We start from the raw sequence: 19,448 nt of genomic DNA, 5'->3' as shown, positions 1-19,448 counted from the left end.
TTATTCACTAACTCCACCAATATCTTAAAATATGAAAGAAGATGGGTGCAGAAAAGCAGATAGAATCAATCCGATCTAACATTCCACCATGACCATGAATCAACTGTCCCCAATCTTTGACACCGCGGTCACGTTTGATGGCTGACATCACCAAACCACCGAAAAAGCCAAAGATACACACAACCAGTCCTATCAATGCAGCTTGTAGGTAGCTAAATGGAGTGAGCCATGCCATAGCAACACCTAAAGCTGTGGCTAAAACAATACCACCCACTAAGCCTTCAACTGTTTTTGATGGTGACAAGACAGGTGCAACCTTATGCTTTCCAAAAAGCTTACCACAGACATATTGCAAAACATCGGATGCTTGAACAACCATAATTAGCCAGATTGCTAACCAAATCGGTTCACCTTTAAAACCATTTAGTTTTAAATTGAGTAATGCAGGAACATGGGAAATACAGAAAACACAAACCATGAGTCCCCATTGAATTTTAGAACTACGTTCAAGGAAGTGTTTGGTATCTTCTTGTTTTAAACTGGCAATCGGAATCAGTAAAAATACATAAAGTGGAATAAAAATTGAATATAAGCCGTACCAGTCGATATAGATCAAATAATATTGATAGGGAATAACAAAATAAAAGGCGATCAGTAAAGGGAAATAATCACCACGCCGTGTTGGCAATAGACTGGTAAATTCGCGTAGAGCAAACAGGGAAATAATCCCAAATAAGACAATAAATGCAGCTTGACCCAATAGGATTGCTGCGCCAATGACGATCAACATCACCCACCAAGCATTGATTCGTGCATTTAAATTATCAATTACTGATGAAGGCTTTTGCCCAGCTTTTTGTTTGAGAATAAATCCCACACTAGAGGCAAAAACTAAAATTCCCGCAAAAATACCAAATAAAAGATAGGTTTTATTCAGATTATCTAAAATCATTGATTCTCAACCTCTTTTAATTGTAATAGCTGCTTCTGTGCATAATCTATAAATGTGGCTTTATCCATTTCTAAATGTTGTTCTAAAGGAAAGCCAAAGCATACAGTAGACAGTAAAGGCAAAGGAACAAAAGAACCTTTTGGCATGACACGTCTTAGATTTGAAATCCAAACAGGGACAATCTCAATCTCAGGAAATTGTTTATGTAAGTTATAAAGGCCACTTTTAAAAGGTAATAGCTCAAGATCATCATCAAGATTTCGAGTACCTTCAGGAAAGAAAATAATCGAATAACCCTGAGCAAGAGCGTCTTTCACAGGTTGTAAAGGGTCTGCATTATCTTCACGATTACGTTGAATCGTGACACCATTAAAGGTGTCTTTAATTAAAAATTGTCTAAAACCATCTTTCAGCCAATAATCTGAAGCAGCCACAGGTTTAGTTTTACGACGAATCAGTTTGGGAAGTGAAGACCATAATAAGATAAAGTCGATATGACTATTGTGATTGGCATAGTAAATACGTTGTTTCATCTCAGGCTGACAACCAACCCACAAGCTACGAGCACCAGTTAAGAGCCGTGCGCCACGGCGTGTCAAAAATGCGATAAAGCGAGCAATAGAGTGTGATGCTAAATTTCCATTAGATGAATCTAAGTGTTGAGTCTTTTGCTCTAAAGACGGTTTATTGTATGACTCTTTATCTTGTTCGGAACGTTGTTCAGGTAGTTGATTCATTCTCTAAGCCGATTGATATTGAAGCATTTTATTGTGGGGCAAGCTGTATAATAAGATGATTAAAGTATAAAATTCTACTTTTTAAGTGATTAAAATAAAAATATAACCAAACTTAGTTTTGAATAAAAAGTAAAAAGCTTGGTCTCCTTTTATAAATTTATCATTTCTATTTTTTGAATCATAGAAGAATTTTATAGCATTTCAAGATCTTCACTGCTGAGAAGCTGAGAATTTTCTTGATTTAAGATGATTCAAACCATCATACAATAACAATTGAATATATCAGCTAAAACTGTATCAGTTGAGGTTAAAATAGCTCTAAATAATTCTAGAAATCAAAATCATTAAAACCAGATATTGTAGCAATAATAAAGCAATTTGAAGTTTTAAAAGTTTAAAACATCCTGCAAAACGCTGTGACCAATCACGACCTGCTTTGGATGCGGGCATCAATTTCATACTCATTAGGGTTTGATCAAATTGCAGGGTTAAGTTTTCAATAGATTCAGTTTGGGATTCTCGTGCAATCATTTTAATGAGTTGAGCATCAAACTTAACTCTAAATGAGAGGTAGTGATGAAGCCCAGATAATAACAATGTAATGACAATGAACGTCCAAAACTCAAAGGATTGCCAGCCTTTGAACAGGATGGCAAAAATAGATAAGGCAAAAGCCAAATAACCTGAAAGTAATATAGCTGTGGTTGCAGACAACAGTTGCGCAACCACATAAAAATTCATTTTCATGGCGCTAAACCTTTCAGTTTTAGATGGTAAATTTCTAATTCTTCAAGTTGAGCTTGTTTTAATACCACCCAAGGGCGAGCTTTACGAATAATGTTTACCATTTCATCAATATTGGCATCTTGGTTTTGTTGAATCAGCCAAGCGGTGAGTACAGCGCTACTTCTTGAATAACCTAAGGCACAAAAGATAAGAATATTTTGGGTAGAGCTTTGTTCAAGCTTAGACATTAAATCATTTAATCGCGCTACGGCTAACTCAAGCTGATTGGCTTGTAATGGAATTAGATCTAGACTGAGATATTGCTGATATGCTGTTGCTTGGTTTAAGGGTAACTCAGCAACACAATCAAATATTGCATTGTATTGGTGGTGATCTTGTTGTGTTGGAATTCTTCCAATATAGATTTTTTTAAGTTCATGTTGAATGATAAAAGAATCTTCGGGATGTTTTTTTGTCCAAATACGACTATTAAGCCACGCAAAGATTAAATAAGGCGCAAGCAGTATTTGCGCAGCAACCGTCATTTTACCATTTTCTTGTTTTTGAAAAAAATGTGGACGTACAAAACTATAGCTATGTGCAACGATAAATAGGCTCACAGCAGGGTAAATTAACCACAATCCCCAAGGTCTAAACTCGTAGGCTAAGATAAAGAAAATCACTGAACCACAAAGGTAATAACTACCAAGCTTTAAATGTTTTGCTGTTAAAAGTTGCAGTCCATCTTTTCTAAATGGGGATTTTACTGAAATTGGAAATAACCATAAGCATAAAGCGCCAACCAGTATTCCTGTTGGAAGGTCAATAAAATGATGCTGCCATGTCGTGAGTACAGAAATTCCAATCAGCACACACCAAAAATCGACCAAATATTTCCATGTCCCAGATACATGGCGGCGATAGAAATCCCAAAGGATAATCAGTAGAACAATATGTAATGAGGGCGCTTGGTTAAAGGGCTTATCGAAGCCCATCAGGACATCAAACCATAGACCGAAAAAACCATCTAAAGGTGGGCGCTCAAAACTAAACTTTAAAGGAAACAGTAAGAAGCAACTAATCGAAATCACTTGCGCTAAAAATAGCCTAAGCGCTTGTTGTTTAAGCTCAAACTTGTTCCAACAAAGCAATAAGGAGAGGCCATAAAACAGGTCAATTGACCAATATGGCACAATCGTCCAAGCCCAAAGTGGAATATGCTTTTCCCAAGCAAAGACAATACTTGGAACATCACTCAGACCTGATGCATATTGATTTGCAAAGCCATAAGTGAGGAAAAAGAAAGGCGCAAGAAAAACTAAGCAAAGTACGCCCCATTTCCATGTCCCAGTTTCTTTGATTAGATTATTGCTCATAAAATTTTTATTAAGTTGATAAAGTTGGAGATTTTTAGAATAATCAGAAAAAATCTCTGTATCCGTAATGTGTGATTCAGAATCAGATAGAGTATTCATTTCAGTTATTGAATGATTTGGTTTTAAAAGTCTTTCTTTAGGTAGGTGAACCTCTTGAGAAAGGATATTTTTAATTTCCAAAGCAAATTCTACGCTATCTGCTTGAATCCAAATTGTAGAAAATGCAAAATCATTTCCTATTGTTATTTTTTCATCGCCAATTAAATATGTAAGTTCAATAAAATCTTCATATGGTTCGAAAGGCGGTTCTGAAATGACCTTAATAGGATAAATTTTTTCTAATACATTTAAAATATGTGTTACACACTCACGCCATTCATAATTATCACCATCAAAATCTACATCATAATTCAGACGGAATTGGTTTTTAGGCCAAAGTGGAAATCTACGCATATCTTCAAGTGTGTACATATTCTTTAATCCATTTTAAGTTAAGTGCGCATCCTTACGCATTTGATTGATCCTAACTTGATTACATGGTGTCAAAGTTTCTGTGCGACTGAGACGGTAAATATTCCAAATTCATCAATACATTGGTCAACCTTTTTAAAGCCAGCAGCTTCAACAAGTGCATCCATTTCCGCTTGTGAGCGTAAACGCATTACCCATGCATCACCTTCACGATGTGAAGTTAACGCACGCGCAATAAATTCTTGCTGTGGGTGCCAAATTTGACCAGTGTAAATCAAATAACCATCTTTAAGGATTGCTTTACTTAAGCCTTCAAGTGATTGACGTAGCAAATCATTGTCTGCAAATAACTCATATAAACCCGAAACCACGGCAAGTGATGGTTTCGGTTTAACAGCGGCCAAAGACTGTGTATCAAATGCATCTGCTTGAACAAATTCAGCAATGTCATTGAGTCCACGTGATGCAATCATTTGTTGACCAGCTTGTACATTGATATCGCTATAATCACGTAATAAAATCGAATCTGGTCGTTTTGGTAGTTGAACCACAGCATCTAAAATATAACGTCCATGACCAGATGCAATATCCATAATTCTCAATGGTTTGCGTTTTTTAATCAGAATATCCGCATATTTCTGTACCAAATGTTCAATGTTCTGTTTACGAACACGGATCCCACGCCAACCAATCGCATTTAAATATTGGCGGTCAATGATTTTGCCTATAGGATTGCTACTTTCAGATTGGTTACGATAGACAAAATCTAAAGTACTTCCAGAGTCATAGCCGGTATCTTCACCAATTTTTAAGCCTTTAGATAAATGGCTACCAATTTTTAGATTCTTTTTGGTGATTTCCCAAAATGCATTCTTCATTGATTTAGCGGGTAATGGTGAACTAAGATCTTCTGCTATAGCACAGCTTGGACCAATTTTGTCCGCATTTAAAACGTCTGGAGCTTGATATTCAACCGCAAAACATTGCTGGATAAATCGGCGTATTTTTTCTGTTGCAATATGGCGATCTTTTTCACCTAAAGTATCGTGAAAGAAGCCATCTAAAATATGTAATTCTTTTTTAGGATGCGGAAGCTTTTGGTAAAACTCACGTTGCGGTTTTTGAAAAACTACAAAATCTGAACCTGAACATAACACTTGAGTTGGTACAAAGATGTTTTGTGAATCTGCAACGATACGCTTTGAGGCATCATAGAGTCCAAGCAACATTCTCACCGAAATTGCTTTAGCAATTTTAGGATCAGTATCATAGCTTTGGGCACGTTCTTCATCATGGGTCAGCATTTTGGCTTTAACATAACTTTGGATGAAAAAATTACCGCGAATTTTTTCCATAACTCTTAAACTTGGTTCGGCAAATGGCACATAAAGCTTAATGTCAAAAGCCGGGGACGCGAGACACAAGGCGCGAATTTTAGGCGCATAATCATGTACCCATGTTGCGGCCAATACCGCACCTACACTTTGTGCAACTACAGCAATATTCTTGGCATCGATACCATAGTTTTCTTCAATATGTTGGACAAAATATTGAATATCTTTTACACATGCTGAGAAGCTAGGTGCATCACCGCGTTCACCAGGGGAATCGCCGTGACCGCGGGCATCCCATGCAAAGAAATCAAAATCACTTAAATTGAGTTCCTTGACCAAATGTGCCATACGTCCTGAATGTTCATGTCCACGATGAAACAGAAGAATGGCTTTTTTTGTTTCGCTCGGTGAGTTGGTTGCCCAATGTTGATAAAACAATTCTGTTCCATCATGACTCTTAAAGGTGTGATGACTGTTGTTATACATATGAATTTACCCTGAATATGAAACTGTTTTATAAAGCTGTTTTTAAGCTATTTTTAATTCGGTTATAGATGGTTAAACTAAGCAGCAGACCAATTAAAATGAGTATGCCATTACAGATTAAGCCGAGAAGTTGTAAATTTGTAGTGAATAATGGCAAGGCGACAATCACGACTGTGATTAAACTAAACCAAAATGCACGGTCACTTTTTCCCATTGGACCGTCATAACGACGTTCTTGCCCAATCAGTGGCGCCATTACACCAGTGTATTCACTTAGAATTGCAAGGAAAGCAATCAATAACAGTAATTTTGCATTAATAAAGCCAAAAGCAATCAAGCATAGATAGAGTGCTGTGTCCGAAATAACATCACACAACTCATTGTAAAACGCACCTAAGTTGGATTGTTGTTTAAATTCACGGGCAAGCATTCCATCGATGGCGTTGAAAGCCATTCGTAGCAGCATCCACAAGGGAAAGAGCAATAACCACCCATTTACAGCATGATTCAGATAATACTGGTATAGAAAAAAGCTTAAACCGAGCGATATAAACATCGCTAATAAGGTGACTTGATTTGCCGTGATTCCGATATTAAAAAGCTTTTGAACAAAAGGGCGCAGTAAGTTTTGAAATGCTGGTTTTAATTGATAGATTGATGGCATTGTTCTAGTAATATAAGGTATATGACAGGATTTTAATCAAGTTATCCATGATTTTACAAGTATTAATTTTCATCATTTAAATTTGTATTGTTATTTTAAAATTTATATAAATAGTCCTATAATTCAAATGTCTTCTTAATTTTGATCTTGTTTATTCTATGACACCTGCTTGTAAAGTTTTAAAATCAAATAAAATTGAATTTTCAATTCATGAATATGAACATGATGTAAATGCAAAAAGTTTTGGCTTAGAGGCTGCTGAAAAATTAGGTTTAAATGTTGAAGAAGTGTTTAAAACATTGATGGTGACAGATGATAAAAACTATTTTATTGCCATCCTTCCAGTGAACCATCAATTAAATTTAAAGAAAGTGGCGAGTACTTTTGCTTGTAAAAAACTACATATGGCTGATCCTAAAGATGCAGAGCGTTTAACTGGATATTTAGTCGGTGGAATTAGTCCTGTAGGTCAAAAAAAGCGTTTAAAAACGGTGATTGATGCTAGCGCAACAGCATTAGCAATGATGTATGTCAGTGGTGGTAAACGTGGTTTAGACATCGGAGTGAAACCTCAAGACTTAGCCAAGGTGTTAGGTGCAAATTTTGTTGATATTGTTGATGAATAATCTATCCTTTTATTGATGAATTTTAATTAAAAAAAATAATGTGACTCATTATGTCACGCACAAAAATATTGACTCCACTGAGACAATAGGACTGAAAATTACAGACAAAGATTACTGTCATTCATTCAAGATATGAACTACCTTTGCGGTGGTTTTTATTGAATAGATGAATGAGGAACAAAATTAAGTAAGCAAAACAGGTGGTAGTTTTAAAACCTAAATAATCTTTTCTATATTCATCAGATTTTGGACGAACAAGCCAAACTCTTATATTTCAAGCTAGCGACTACACACGTTATTTCAGTGTTATGCCTGATTGCTGGGTGGTCGCTGTGCGAATAACATCATCAGATTGGTCATAGCGAAATTGGCACACCTGAATGGTGTCCATATTCTCGACGGTCCAGTCGTAGAGCGCGTTAAAAGGTAATTTGAGTGATTGACCAAGTGGCGTCAAGGCATATTCCACGCCCAGCGTTTTCCCATCTATAACGGTGCGTGTCACCATACCATTGCGTTCTAACTTGCGAAGTGTCTGTGTCAATACACGTTGGGTAATACCATCAAGGCGCCGTTTGATGGCGTTGAAGCGACGTGGTTCATGTAACACCATCAAAACCAGCATTGACCATTTGTCTGCGATTTGATCGAGAATGGCACGGCTTGGGCAGTCGGCACGGTAGATTGGATCGTGATCAGGGTTCATAGGTATGCTCCAAGATACTTAGGATGCTTAAGGTGCGTAATTGACACTAAGTATACATAGGATACCATGATTGCACACAGCTAAAATCAAGGGTATATGATGACCATTCCAACTTATTCCACACTTCACATTGAGTATGATCGAGGCGTGGCGACTGTCAGTATTAACAATCCACCAGTTAATGTATTGGATGTTGCCTTGATGAGTGATATTCGAGCTTTTCTCACTCAGGTACGTGATGACCCACAAACACGTGTAATCGTGTTCCAAAGCGCTGATCCTGAGTTTTTCATCGCTCATGTAGATATGACCTTGATTGATGAGCCACACGCTTTTGACCAGTTCGCGAAAGATGTGCCCAATGGATTGAATCCATTTCAGGCTGTGGGAGAGATGATTCAGGCACAGCCGCAAGTAACGATTGTTAAGCTCGAAGGCTTGGCGCGTGGTGGCGGTGCCGAATTTGTGGCAGCAGTGGACATGGCATTTGCTGCTATTGGGCGTGCTGGCCTCGCCCAATGTGAGGCATTGATGGGTATTATTCCTGGCGGTGGTGGTACTCAATATCTTTCACAGCGTATGACACGGGGGCGTGCATTAGAGGTAATTCTTGGTGTTGACCTTATTGACGCTTTGCTAGCTGAACGATATGGTTGGGTAAATCGTGCGCTTCCGGCAAATGAATTAGACGCTTTTGTTCATCGCATTGCCACAAATATTGCAGCTTTACCTGACGGGGTCATCGCCGCTGCAAAGAAAGCAATCCCACCTGCGGATTTAAGCGAAGACTTCCTTCGAGAGCACAAGGAATGGGCTGGTCTGTTTGCGCGTCCTGCTGCTGAAAAACTCATTCGTGGCGGCTTGCAGGCAGGTGCTCAAACAAAAGTAGGCGAACAGGATTTGGAGCAGCTACTCCGCGATTTATCTGCATCTTGAGGTCTTGCTGCTGTCTAATATTCTGCTCTAGCTTATTCTTGAGATTTGAGACAGAGAAATACTGCCCCCACTTTTTAAGTCTAATACAGTTTATGCAATTGAGAGGCGATGACAATAGTTTGAAGTATTGATCATCTATAGGGAATAAGCCATATTTTTGCTACAGTGAACCAAATTAAGATCATCTATTTACTAGGCCTCGCATTTGCGGGGTTTTTAATGCTGAATAAAAGGAAAACTTGATGGAATTGCCCAATATCATTCAACAATTTATTGGAAACAGCGTTTTAGAGCCAAATAAAATTGGTCAGTCGCCATCGGATGTTTATTCTTTTAATCGAAATAATGAAACTTTTTTTCTTAAGCGATCTAGCACTTTATATACAGAGACCACATACAGTGTCTCTCGTGAAGCGAAAATGTTGAGTTGGCTCTCTGAGAAATTAAAGGTGCCTGAACTCATCATGACTTTTCAGGATGAGCAGTTTGAATTCATGATCACTAAAGCGATCAATGCAAAACCAATTTCAGCGCTTTTTTTAACAGACCAAGAATTGCTTGCTATCTATAAGGAGGCACTCAATCTGTTAAATTCAGTTGCTATTATTGATTGTCCATTTATTTCAAACATTGATCATCGGTTAAAAGAGTCAAAATTTTTTATTGATAACCAACTCCTTGACGATATAGATCAAGATGATTTTGAGGCTGAATTATGGGGAGATCATAAAACTTACCTAAGTTTATGGAATGAGTTAACCGAGACTCGTGTTGAAGAAAGATTGGTTTTTTCTCATGGCGATATCACGGATAGTAATATTTTTATAGATAAATTCAATGAAATTTATTTTTTAGATCTTGGCCGTGCTGGGTTAGCAGATGAATTTGTAGATATATCCTTTGTTGAACGTTGCCTAAGAGAGGATGCATCGGAGGAAACTGCTAAAATATTTTTAAAGCATTTAAAAAATGATAGACCTGACAAAAGGAATTATTTTTTAAAACTTGATGAATTGAATTGATTCCAAGCATTATCTAAAAATACTTAATTGTCTTTTTACGTCGCTAAATTTTAAATAAATAAGTGAAGAGAGTTAGTGGAGCCACTGATTTAAAGTTTTATATCACCAATGAATCTAAACTTTGGTTTTTAAAATGAACTTATTTAAAATAGGTAAAACTGTTTATTAGCTTAACTTGTGATTTAAGTTTTTATGAATATAAAATTGTTAATTTATTAGCTTTACAAGTTTATTTAAATTTCATCGTGCAGCGTTTTTAACCAATTTTATTATCGATGGTATTTTTTTGTCTGCTTTTCTTTTCCTAGTCTTTTATCTATCCGTCAGCCATATAGTATTTTATTAAATTCTTATGGGAAATGACGAATGTTAAATTATCTTAAGAGCTTTAATAATATCAATACTTATTTGATTTTATCGATAATCCTGCTGTTAATCATAATATCTCTAGATTATTTCTAAACTGAATGAATGTTTATAATGAGTGATTCATATTGCTATTGAAATCGCCTTCTCACTTTGAAAGAAGGCGAGGATGTGGGGCTTTTATGTTGATTTATCGTTTTAAAAATATCTTATAAAAGAAGCCTAATGTGTTTTCTTATATAGGTTTAAACATAATTGTTGTATATCTTAAATCCAATTGATCTTATAATTTTACTTTATTTTTTTGTATTGTTTTGCAGGTTTAAAAGTGAAAATTTCTAAAGGATTACTCAACCTTATTGCTTATACATGTTTAATCATTAGTTCTTCAGCGATCGCTAAAACAAGCACGAGTTTGATTTCACCTAAAAAAGGTGTGATTTGTGATCAATATATTTGTGTAGATAAGAAAGGTGTATCGAAGTCTCTTACAGCTCAATATTTAGGAACTAAAAAGGCGAATAAAGTTTTCTCACAAGGTAATTTTGATCGCTCTGCATTTACTTTCTCAAATGGAGTATTCTGCGATACAAATACAAAACGATGCCATGTAGACCGATATTTTGACAATGGAAATCGAAGCAAAGTGGATAAAAAGATAACAGATCAGCTTTTTAATAATAAGTAGTTCTTTGCCATAAATAGGCTCAATGACTTACCCTAAGGTGGGCTTTTTTATTTATATTCAAATTTTTAGAATGCTGTGTTCTATAAAATAAGATTGTATAAATTTACCCACCTGTTAATAATTACCAATAGATGAGTTAAGTCATTTCTTATTTCCCCTCTGAATTGGAATTTTAATTTGTCTAGCAAACCCTTCACTCGAGGGGTTTGTGCTATAAAAATTATAAATTTATTCATTCCATCAATTACTTGTATTTTTTGTAAAATAATTCATGTTTTTGTTTAAAAATGTGATTTATTTTGCTAAATTTCGCATGGATTTATTGAACAGAAAAGTAATGAACATGAATAAATATTTTGCAGAATTTATTGGAACATTTTGGCTGGTCTTTGGAGGGTGTGGTAGTGCAGTACTTGCTGCAGCTTTTCCAGAATTGGGTATCGGTTTTGTCGGTGTTGCACTCGCGTTTGGTCTAACTGTACTGACAGGTGCTTATGCATTAGGTCATATTTCAGGTGGACATTTTAATCCTGCAGTAAGTGTCGGTTTGTGGGTTGGCGGTCGTTTTAATGCAAAAGACTTAGCGCCATACATCATCGCGCAGGTCCTTGGTGGTATCTTCGCGGCATTTATATTGTATTTGATTGTACAAGGTCAAGCAGGATTCACAGGTACGGGTGGATTTGCAACAAATGGTTTTGGTGATTTATCGCCAGGAAAATATTCTTTGCTTTCTGCATTATTAATTGAAATCGTCTTAACTGCGATTTTCTTAATTGTAATTCTTGGTGCTACAGATAAACGTGCGCCAGCTGGTTTTGCACCTATTGCTATTGGCTTGGCATTAACATTGATCCATTTAATCAGTATTCCTGTTACCAATACTTCAGTCAATCCTGCACGAAGTACAGCAGTGGCTCTATTTGCTGAAACAGCTGCGCTGAGTCAATTATGGTTTTTCTGGGTTGCACCGATTATTGGTGCTGTAATTGGCGCTTTAATTTATAAGTGTTTTGAGCAAAAAAATAGCCAATAACGTTATCAATGCGCCTAATTCTAGACGGTATATGAAAACCTCCCTCGGGAGGTTTTTTTAATGGTTGAGATAGAGAAATTAATCGATGAGAGTTACTTCTTATAATGGTCTTAGATCGGTTGAACTATTCCTAATATTTTTTGAGCTGTTGCATCGCCATTTAAATATGCGCCATGAACAGTACCTGCATATTTCAAACTACAATGTTCGCCGGCGAAGAAGATTTTTTCTCGAATTGGTTGATGCAATACTTTAACAATGTCTTCTGTGTGCTTTAGTGAGGGAAAACTAAAAGAACCATAACTATAAGGGTCAGAACCCCAACGCGTAATGATGAGTTTTTTGGGTGTGTGGGGAATATTGTTGAATTGTTTTTGTAAGCTACTAAAAATAAAGTTTGATATTTCATGATCTGCAGAATTATCGATAAATTCTGATTGCTTTCCTCCGAACAACATTAAATAAATTGGTTTTTTATAAATTCCAGATAAGTCTAGAATATTAAAACAGCCAATCTCATTCCAATAGAAATCACTTATCTTGTCTATCGGTATTTTTGATCTAAAAGAAAGTGGTTGTTCTAATTCAAAAAACACTTTATTGAAAGACCCAAACCCAATATCTTGAATAGATTGAGCATAGTGATTTGGTAAGGGTGGATAAAATTCTATATGATTATTTTTTAAAATTCCGAGAGGGGCAGTAACCACTAAGCGGGAAGCGAGGTAAAAATTATCATTGGAATCAATAATTTTCACATAAGCATTTTCACAAATGACTTTTTTTACATCTACATTGAATTGAATGTCTATTTTTTGTGAAAGTGCATCTATAACTTGAGCATAACCATGTGGAAATATAACTTCGTCGCCTTCAAAATAACCTTCAAAATTTTTATAATTCGATGAAAGTAGCTCAAGATTTGTCGCAAATGGGTCATTTGCTATTCGGTTGAAAAAGTTAAATAATAATTGTTTAAGATAATCTTCTGAAAATGTATTACCTGAATAATGTAAAGAAGAAATTATTTCTTCAGTCGCCTTGAGGGCCGATAGCGTTTGTGTTTGAGAAAGTCGCTTTTCTATTTCCTCTACATAAGATTCAAACTCTTGCACTTCTTGATCAGAAAATAACAACCCATTTTCATGAAAATATTGCGATTTATCATAGTTAAATACAGTTGTTTCTATATGATTTTCTTGGGCGATGTCCCATATAGGATTATCTTCAACACCATGAATCCATGATGCACCTAAATCAAAAACATCGGCATCAGATTGCAATGAATCTATACGTCCACCGATGCGAGATCTCGCTTCGAGTATGGTAACTTTTTCACCATTTTCTTGTAATTTTCTAGCGCATGCAATTCCTGCTATCCCAGCGCCAATAATAATAATCGGTAAATTAATATCACTCTGTTCTAACATAAAAATTTATAGCTCTGTTCTATATCCTAAAATTAAGATAATACACCTTATACATCTAAGATAGAATTATTTGATTATTATCTTATAAAATCAATATCTTATATTATTTTTTCTAGATTTTAGTACTGTTTTTCATGATAATTGTTGCAGTATAAAAAGGGTATTCATTCAACTTTTGATCAAGTTCTAATCGATCAATTTCGACAGCAAGTAAGCACAGCTCTTTAAAAGATTAAGAATAATGAGGTTCTTAAGTGATCGTTTCTACGAGCTTAACCAATCAAAACTACATCCCGTATAAACGTTGCTACAGTGAAGAAATACTAAAAACAGCAAAATTGGCAAAGACGAGATATGATTTTAAAGAAGCGAGATAATTCCCGTATGCTGTTAAATCTTCTTTTTATTTTTTCATTAAAAATATCACAATAAATCAATAGATAAGCAATATATTAAAATATGCTAGTGAAGTTATAGATCGATAAAACTTGCTAAATAATCTCTTAAAATGAAAATTTCGATGAAATTTCTCAATTCTAAATGAGAATATTATCATTTATTACAATTGAAAATTTTAAAATATAAACCATAAGAAAAAGACCAATTCATCATAAATATTCATAGAATCATAGTGTTAAACCTGTATAGACAAGCAGGGTATAGCATTGAATTATTAAATGAGAATGATTATCATTATTTTGTGTTAAGCAGAGCTACACGATCCAAGAAAAACATAAATCAAATTTCTAGATCTTTTTAGTGCAGTAAAAAGTCTTGTACAGAGGATATGGTCAGATGAAAGAGCTTGCCAGCCGATTGGCGATGCAGCACCTAATCAATGCATACTCACAAGAAACAGGAAGTAGAATTTTACTGGAGAAATATCAGCAAAACTCTACACAACTTGCGTTTAGCCAAGGCTTGACCTTGTTAATGATTCCATTGGAATCCATCCAATCCCAATTATATGTACCACTTTCATATAGAAGTCTTGTAGGGCGACATCGAATAGATAAACTGCCGCAGATTTTTAATAAAGGACAAACGCAAAAGTTTAGTCCAATTGCGATGGTGTGCTTACTTCTAGAAGAGCTGCTACGAAATTCTGTTGAATCCTTAGATTCAGCATCATTGGTTGAAAAATGGATACAAAGTCGAGATGCTTTAGCTGAGTTTTTAAAGCAGCGTCAATATGATTTTGACCAATTGATTCAAGCAAAGCAAGATTTCATTCAGACAGAACAAGCATTGATTCTCGGGCACAGTATGCATCCAGCGCCTAAGAGTCGCACAGGTTTTGTTCATGAAGATTGGTTAAAGTTCTCACCAGAACATAAGGGGCAAACACAACTGTATTATTGGTTAGTTGCACCAGAATATCTGGCAGAAAGTGCGACATCAGATCAGCCAATCACGAGCCAACTCATAAAGCATATGCAATGGTATTTGAGCGAAGCAGAATTAGATTTAATTCATACACATTCAAGCTATAAATTATTGACATTGCATCCATGGCAAGCACGTTATTTACAGACTAAAGACTGGTATAAAGAATTAAAAGCCAAGAAAAAGCTGATTGATTTTGGTGAAAAGGCTTGGCATTTTTCTGCAACAACATCCGTGAGAACATTGGTCAGCTATTCAGCACCGTGGATGGTGAAACTTTCACTATCCGTGATGATTACCAACTCTATCCGAGTCAATTTGGCCAAAGAATGTCATCGTGGAGAAATCACGCGTCAACTTTGGCAGGGGCCAATAGGTCAATCGATTTTAAAATCTTGTCCTACATTGAAAGCAATTCATGACCCCGCATGGACTGCGTTAATCATCGACGGAACAATTGTCAATGAAACGATTTGTATTTTTAGAGATCAACCCTTTGATCGACAGCAGCAAGTGACATGTATTGCCTCCTTATGCCAAGATCATCCAGCAAAAAAATTAAATCGCTTTGATCATTTATTTGAACAAATTGCACAGGCAGAACCGCAGCTAAGTATAGAAAAAATTGCTTTAAATTGGTTTGAGCGATTTTTAGCGATCAGTTTAGTTCCCATGATGTATCTATACTATCACTATGGCATGGCATTTGAGTCACATCAGCAGAATGTATTGGTCGAATTGGAAAATGCGTATCCTCAAAATTTATGGTTAAGGGACAATCAGGGTTTTTATTACATCAAAGAATACGCCACTGAAATATTAAAAGAATACCCGGAACTTGATGAAAAAGCGCAGGCTGTTGGGCCAAAAACTTTGGTTGATGAAAGGTTTAGCTATTATTTTTTTGCTAATACTTTATTTGGCATGATCAACGCAATTGGAGCAACAGGGAGTGTTTCAGAACAGCAACTTATTGATCTATTGCAAGATAAATTGATGGAATTATATCAACAGTATCCTGACAGTAGTTTATTACAAGGCTTATTATATCAACCAACCTTGCCATATAAAGGGAATTTACTCACGCGTTTATATGAGCTGGATGAACTGATTGCGCCTGTAGAACAGCAATCAATTTATATTCAGTTGCCAAATCCTTTATGTCTAAAACAAAAGGATGCAATTTATGCTTGATTTTATTGCTGTGGGTTTAGGACCGTTTAATTTGAGTTTAGCCAGCTTGTTACAACAAAAATCAAAGCTAAAATATCTGTTTTTTGAAAAACAAGCTCAGTTTGATTGGCATGAAGGAATGCAGCTTCCAAACACAATGTTGCAAGTGCCTTTTATGGCTGATTTAGTCTCTATGGTAGATCCGACCAGCCCATTTAGTTTTCTCAATTATTTAAAAGCGCAACAGCGACTCTATAAGTTCTATTTTTTGGAACAACCACATATCCCTCGTAAAGAATATAATCATTATTGCCAATGGGTTGCAGATCAAATTGAACATATTCAATATTTATCTGTAGTCACAGAAATTGTACCCAAATCCTATGGCTTTGAAGTTCTCGTTTTTCAAGCGGGGATTTATCAGCGCTATCGTTGTCGAAACATTGTATTAGGGGCGGGAAATGTACCTTATATCCCACCATGTATGCAGACTTTGATCCAAACTTATCCAGAGCGATGTAAACATTCAGCACATTATCTAGAGCATCAGCCAAAAAATTTACAAGGTAATGTGGTGGTACTGGGATCAGGGCAATCTGCGGCAGAAATCTTTGTAGATTTATTCGATCGTCAATTTCAATTCGATCAGGTGTCTAAACCGAAATTCAATCTCAATTGGCTGACACGAGCCAATGGTTTTTTCCCTATGGAATATACGCCATTAGCTTTAGAACATTTTAGTCCAGATTATAGTCAACATTTTCATTGCTTTGATGACCTCAATAAAGATTTACAGTTGAATAAACAGTCACTTTTATATAAAGGAATCAGTGCGCAAACCATTCGTGAAATATATAAGAAACTTTACCATCGACATCTTGCTGGAAATGATTTAGCGACGCATTTGCACAGTCAGTCCAACCTAATTGATGCTGTTTTAACGGAACAGGGGAAAATTAGACTGATTTTTCAAGATCGAGTGACTTTAAATCAGTTCAGTCTAGACAGTGACTATGTGATCTGTGCTACAGGCTATCGCCGTCCTGAATTTCAATTTCTCAAGCAACTGAAGCCCTTGATTAAAACCAATCCACAAGGACAATGGAATATTTCAGCAAATTATGCTGCTGAATATGCTGGTATTGGCAAAATTTTTGTTCAGAACATGGATATGCATAGTCATGGTGTTGGCACACCTGATTTGGGTTTAGGCGCTTATCGTGCGTCGACAATTGCCAATCAGCTAGTGGGATATGTGCTATATGACTTAGCAACAGCCCCCCAATGTTTCCAACATTTTGATCCTTTGCAGAATCCGCAAGTCCAAGTGATCTCGAAAAATATCACAACACAGCATCATGTGCATGCTCAGCATGTTGAAGATTTGGTTAAAAATGTCAATTTTCAATCTCAAAGCCCAAGTACACAACATTCTCAGCATCAACAAAACCATCAACGATATTCGAATATTGAGAACAGCATATGAGTTTTGCACAGTTACAAATTAATCAGCAACAATGGCGAAGTGCAGGCCAGCGCTTAATTGAAATGGCAATCGCTGAGTTTTTATATGAAGAAATTATTCAGGCGGAAAGTCTGGGTGATGATGTATTTCAATTGAGATTGGATGACCGAATTTATCAGTTTAATGCACAACAGTACTTATTGGGACATTGGCGGATTCAAGAGGGTTCAGTACGTGATTTAACTTTGGATACGAAAAGGCCTGCTTGGAATTTGCATCAATTTATTGCCGCTTTTTCCAATCAGGTTGAAGTTAAACCCTTTACCAAAGCTTATTTAATTAAAGAGATGAACAATACATGGTTAGCTGAAGCGCATGTACTGGATGAAAATCGTTTAACCAGTTCGGCAGTGCTGACTGCACCGCATTATCAAATCGAAGCGATGTTGCGCGGTCATCCTTGGTTAATTATGAGTAAGGGCCGAATGGGTTTTGGTTATGATGATTATTTGAACTCAGCGCCTGAGATTTTACCTAGAGTCAAAGTACTATGGCTGGCTGTGCATCGAGATTTGGCAGAATTTCGTTCTACCACTGAATGGTATGCAGGACAGTTATATTGCCATGAGTTTGACGAGCAGGAATTGCTAGAATTTCGCGAAAAAATGCAAAACCTTGTTTTAAATTCAGAGGATTATTATTTAGTTCCTGTACATGCTTGGCAATGGCACCAATGGATTGTACCAACTTATGCCAATGAAATTGTAGATCAAAAAATTGTAGAACTTAAAATTGGACAGGATAATTATGTGCCAATGCAATCAATTCGCACTTTATGTAACACATCAGATGCACAACGTCATTACATTAAACTACCATTGAGTATTTTAAATACCGCTGTTTATCGCGGATTGCCTGCTCAAAGAAATTTAGCAGCACCAGCGGTTACAGCGTGGTTGAAAAATATTTTAAAACAAGATGTAGATTTACAAAAAACGGGTGTAGTTTTTTTAGGCGAGATTGCAACTTTGACCATTCAGCAACCTTGTTATGATCACATTGCAGGTGCGCCTTATCAATTCAAAGAGTTATTTGGCTGTTTATGGCGTGAGAGTGTAGATCCATTTGTTGAATATCATCAGCAGGTTTTATCACAAGCTGCCTTATTACACCGTGATATTCAGGGGCTTTCCATTTTAACTGTACTTATTCAAGCTTCAGAATTAGTACCATTAGATTGGCTCAAGCAATTCATTACTGTCAGTATTCAGCCACTCCTGATTTGCCTTTATAAATACGGTTTAGCATTTTCACCACATGGTGAAAATACCATGTTAATTCATGAAAATGGGGTACCTAAAGCCATGGTACTCAAAGACTTTATTGACGATATGAATCTTGTCGATGAGGATTTTCCTGAGGTGGCCGATCTTCCAGATGAAGCTAAAATTTTATTGAGGCATTCAGCACAAGACCTCAGTCACTTTATTTTTACTGGCTTATTTATGGTGCATTACCGCTATATCTGTAATGTATTTCTACAGGATTTTCCACAATATCATGAGATTGAATTCTGGCAAACCGTATCGAATGTGATTGCTGAGTTTCATCAACAGCATCCAGAGTTTGCAGCAAGAATTGAAAAGTTTGCGCTGTTTAGACATCAATATAATAAGGTTTGCTTAAATCGTGTTCGTCTATTTACCACCAGTTATAACGATGAAGCAGAACGCCCGGTACCGGTCATTCTGGATTTGATTGCAAACCCTGTAAGCCCAGAGACTTTAAAAAATTGGACAGCACAATTTTCATCTGCTCCAGCATGATAAACCGTGCCTGCGCAGAGTGAGTGTGTATTTATCTGTGTC

General features: G+C 36.2%; 16 protein-coding genes. 8 read left to right on the top strand and 8 right to left on the bottom strand.

The genetic code is table 11. The features are described 5' to 3' along the window. Positions 1-7 precede the first annotated feature (7 nt). The 6 genes from AC07U8_RS11225 to AC07U8_RS11200 form a co-directional block, all read right to left on the bottom strand. Positions 8-952, bottom strand: coding sequence for a phosphatidate cytidylyltransferase (locus AC07U8_RS11225; RefSeq protein WP_494737891.1), 945 nt, complete (start codon positions 950-952; stop codon positions 8-10). Beyond that, a complete protein-coding gene (locus AC07U8_RS11220) occupies positions 949-1,689 on the bottom strand; it encodes a lysophospholipid acyltransferase family protein (protein ID WP_096734234.1) in 741 nt (246 codons plus the stop codon). Before AC07U8_RS11220 ends, AC07U8_RS11225 begins: the two co-directional genes overlap by 4 nt. A gap of 318 nt (positions 1,690-2,007) precedes the next feature. Next, a complete protein-coding gene (locus AC07U8_RS11215) occupies positions 2,008-2,436 on the bottom strand; it encodes a hypothetical protein (protein WP_494737890.1) in 429 nt (142 codons plus the stop codon). Further along, positions 2,433-3,791 (bottom strand): phosphatase PAP2/dual specificity phosphatase family protein, encoded by a 1,359-nt coding sequence (locus AC07U8_RS11210; protein WP_494738596.1) that lies wholly within the window; start codon positions 3,789-3,791, stop codon positions 2,433-2,435. The genes AC07U8_RS11215 and AC07U8_RS11210 overlap by 4 nt, the downstream gene beginning before the upstream one ends. A gap of 542 nt (positions 3,792-4,333) precedes the next feature. Further along, a complete protein-coding gene (locus AC07U8_RS11205) occupies positions 4,334-6,082 on the bottom strand; it encodes a bifunctional alpha/beta hydrolase/class I SAM-dependent methyltransferase (protein ID WP_151802178.1) in 1,749 nt (582 codons plus the stop codon). A 28-nt stretch (positions 6,083-6,110) separates the two neighbouring features. Next, entirely contained in the window at positions 6,111-6,746 is a 636-nt protein-coding gene (locus tag AC07U8_RS11200; RefSeq protein WP_004719997.1) for a CDP-alcohol phosphatidyltransferase family protein, read from the bottom strand. A 158-nt stretch (positions 6,747-6,904) separates the two neighbouring features. Here AC07U8_RS11200 and ybaK point away from each other — a divergent pair, with 158 nt between their 5' ends. Next, positions 6,905-7,372: a Cys-tRNA(Pro) deacylase gene (ybaK, locus tag AC07U8_RS11195; RefSeq protein ID WP_096734230.1), complete on the top strand. Its 468-nt coding sequence runs from the start codon at positions 6,905-6,907 to the stop codon at positions 7,370-7,372. Between the two features lie 295 nt (positions 7,373-7,667). On the opposite strand, the gene AC07U8_RS11190 is transcribed toward ybaK, so the two are convergent. Further along, entirely contained in the window at positions 7,668-8,078 is a 411-nt protein-coding gene (locus AC07U8_RS11190) for a winged helix-turn-helix transcriptional regulator (RefSeq protein WP_096734229.1), read from the bottom strand. A 99-nt stretch (positions 8,079-8,177) separates the two neighbouring features. On the opposite strand from AC07U8_RS11190, the gene AC07U8_RS11185 reads away from it, so the two are divergent. The 4 genes from AC07U8_RS11185 (at position 8,178) to aqpZ (ending at position 12,126) form a co-directional block, all read left to right on the top strand. Next, positions 8,178-9,014 (top strand): enoyl-CoA hydratase/isomerase family protein, encoded by an 837-nt coding sequence (locus AC07U8_RS11185; protein WP_494737889.1) that lies wholly within the window; start codon positions 8,178-8,180, stop codon positions 9,012-9,014. 242 nt (positions 9,015-9,256) lie between these two features. Continuing rightward, positions 9,257-10,036 carry an APH(3')-VI family aminoglycoside O-phosphotransferase gene (locus AC07U8_RS11180; RefSeq protein ID WP_494737888.1) on the top strand — a complete coding sequence of 260 codons (780 nt, stop codon included), beginning with the start codon at positions 9,257-9,259 and terminating at the stop codon, positions 10,034-10,036. A 724-nt stretch (positions 10,037-10,760) separates the two neighbouring features. Further along, positions 10,761-11,090, top strand: a complete 330-nt coding sequence (locus tag AC07U8_RS11175; protein ID WP_419263082.1) for a YcgJ family protein — start codon at positions 10,761-10,763, stop codon at positions 11,088-11,090. 343 nt (positions 11,091-11,433) lie between these two features. Next, positions 11,434-12,126 carry an aquaporin Z gene (gene aqpZ, locus AC07U8_RS11170; RefSeq protein ID WP_096735517.1) on the top strand — a complete coding sequence of 231 codons (693 nt, stop codon included), beginning with the start codon at positions 11,434-11,436 and terminating at the stop codon, positions 12,124-12,126. Between the two features lie 110 nt (positions 12,127-12,236). On the opposite strand, the gene AC07U8_RS11165 is transcribed toward aqpZ, so the two are convergent. After that, positions 12,237-13,556, bottom strand: a complete 1,320-nt coding sequence (locus tag AC07U8_RS11165; RefSeq protein WP_096734228.1) for an NAD(P)/FAD-dependent oxidoreductase — start codon at positions 13,554-13,556, stop codon at positions 12,237-12,239. Between the two features lie 795 nt (positions 13,557-14,351). Here AC07U8_RS11165 and AC07U8_RS11160 point away from each other — a divergent pair. From AC07U8_RS11160 to AC07U8_RS11150, 3 genes are read left to right on the top strand one after another with little or no spacing between them, the layout of a single operon-like run. Further along, entirely contained in the window at positions 14,352-16,136 is a 1,785-nt protein-coding gene (locus AC07U8_RS11160) for an IucA/IucC family protein (RefSeq protein WP_494737887.1), read from the top strand. Then, on the top strand, positions 16,129-17,601 hold the full coding sequence (locus AC07U8_RS11155) for a lysine N(6)-hydroxylase/L-ornithine N(5)-oxygenase family protein (protein WP_494737886.1): 1,473 nt from the start codon (positions 16,129-16,131) through the stop codon (positions 17,599-17,601). Before AC07U8_RS11160 ends, AC07U8_RS11155 begins: the two co-directional genes overlap by 8 nt. Next, on the top strand, positions 17,598-19,406 hold the full coding sequence (locus AC07U8_RS11150; RefSeq protein ID WP_209826090.1) for an IucA/IucC family protein: 1,809 nt from the start codon (positions 17,598-17,600) through the stop codon (positions 19,404-19,406). The genes AC07U8_RS11155 and AC07U8_RS11150 overlap by 4 nt, the downstream gene beginning before the upstream one ends. Positions 19,407-19,448: the final 42 nt, after the last annotated feature.

The sequence above is a fragment of the Acinetobacter sp. GW821-FHT01E09 genome, from assembly GCF_059422385.1.
The sequence above is the reverse complement of the archived record's forward strand: the minus strand, read 5'-3'. Positions and strand labels throughout refer to the sequence as shown.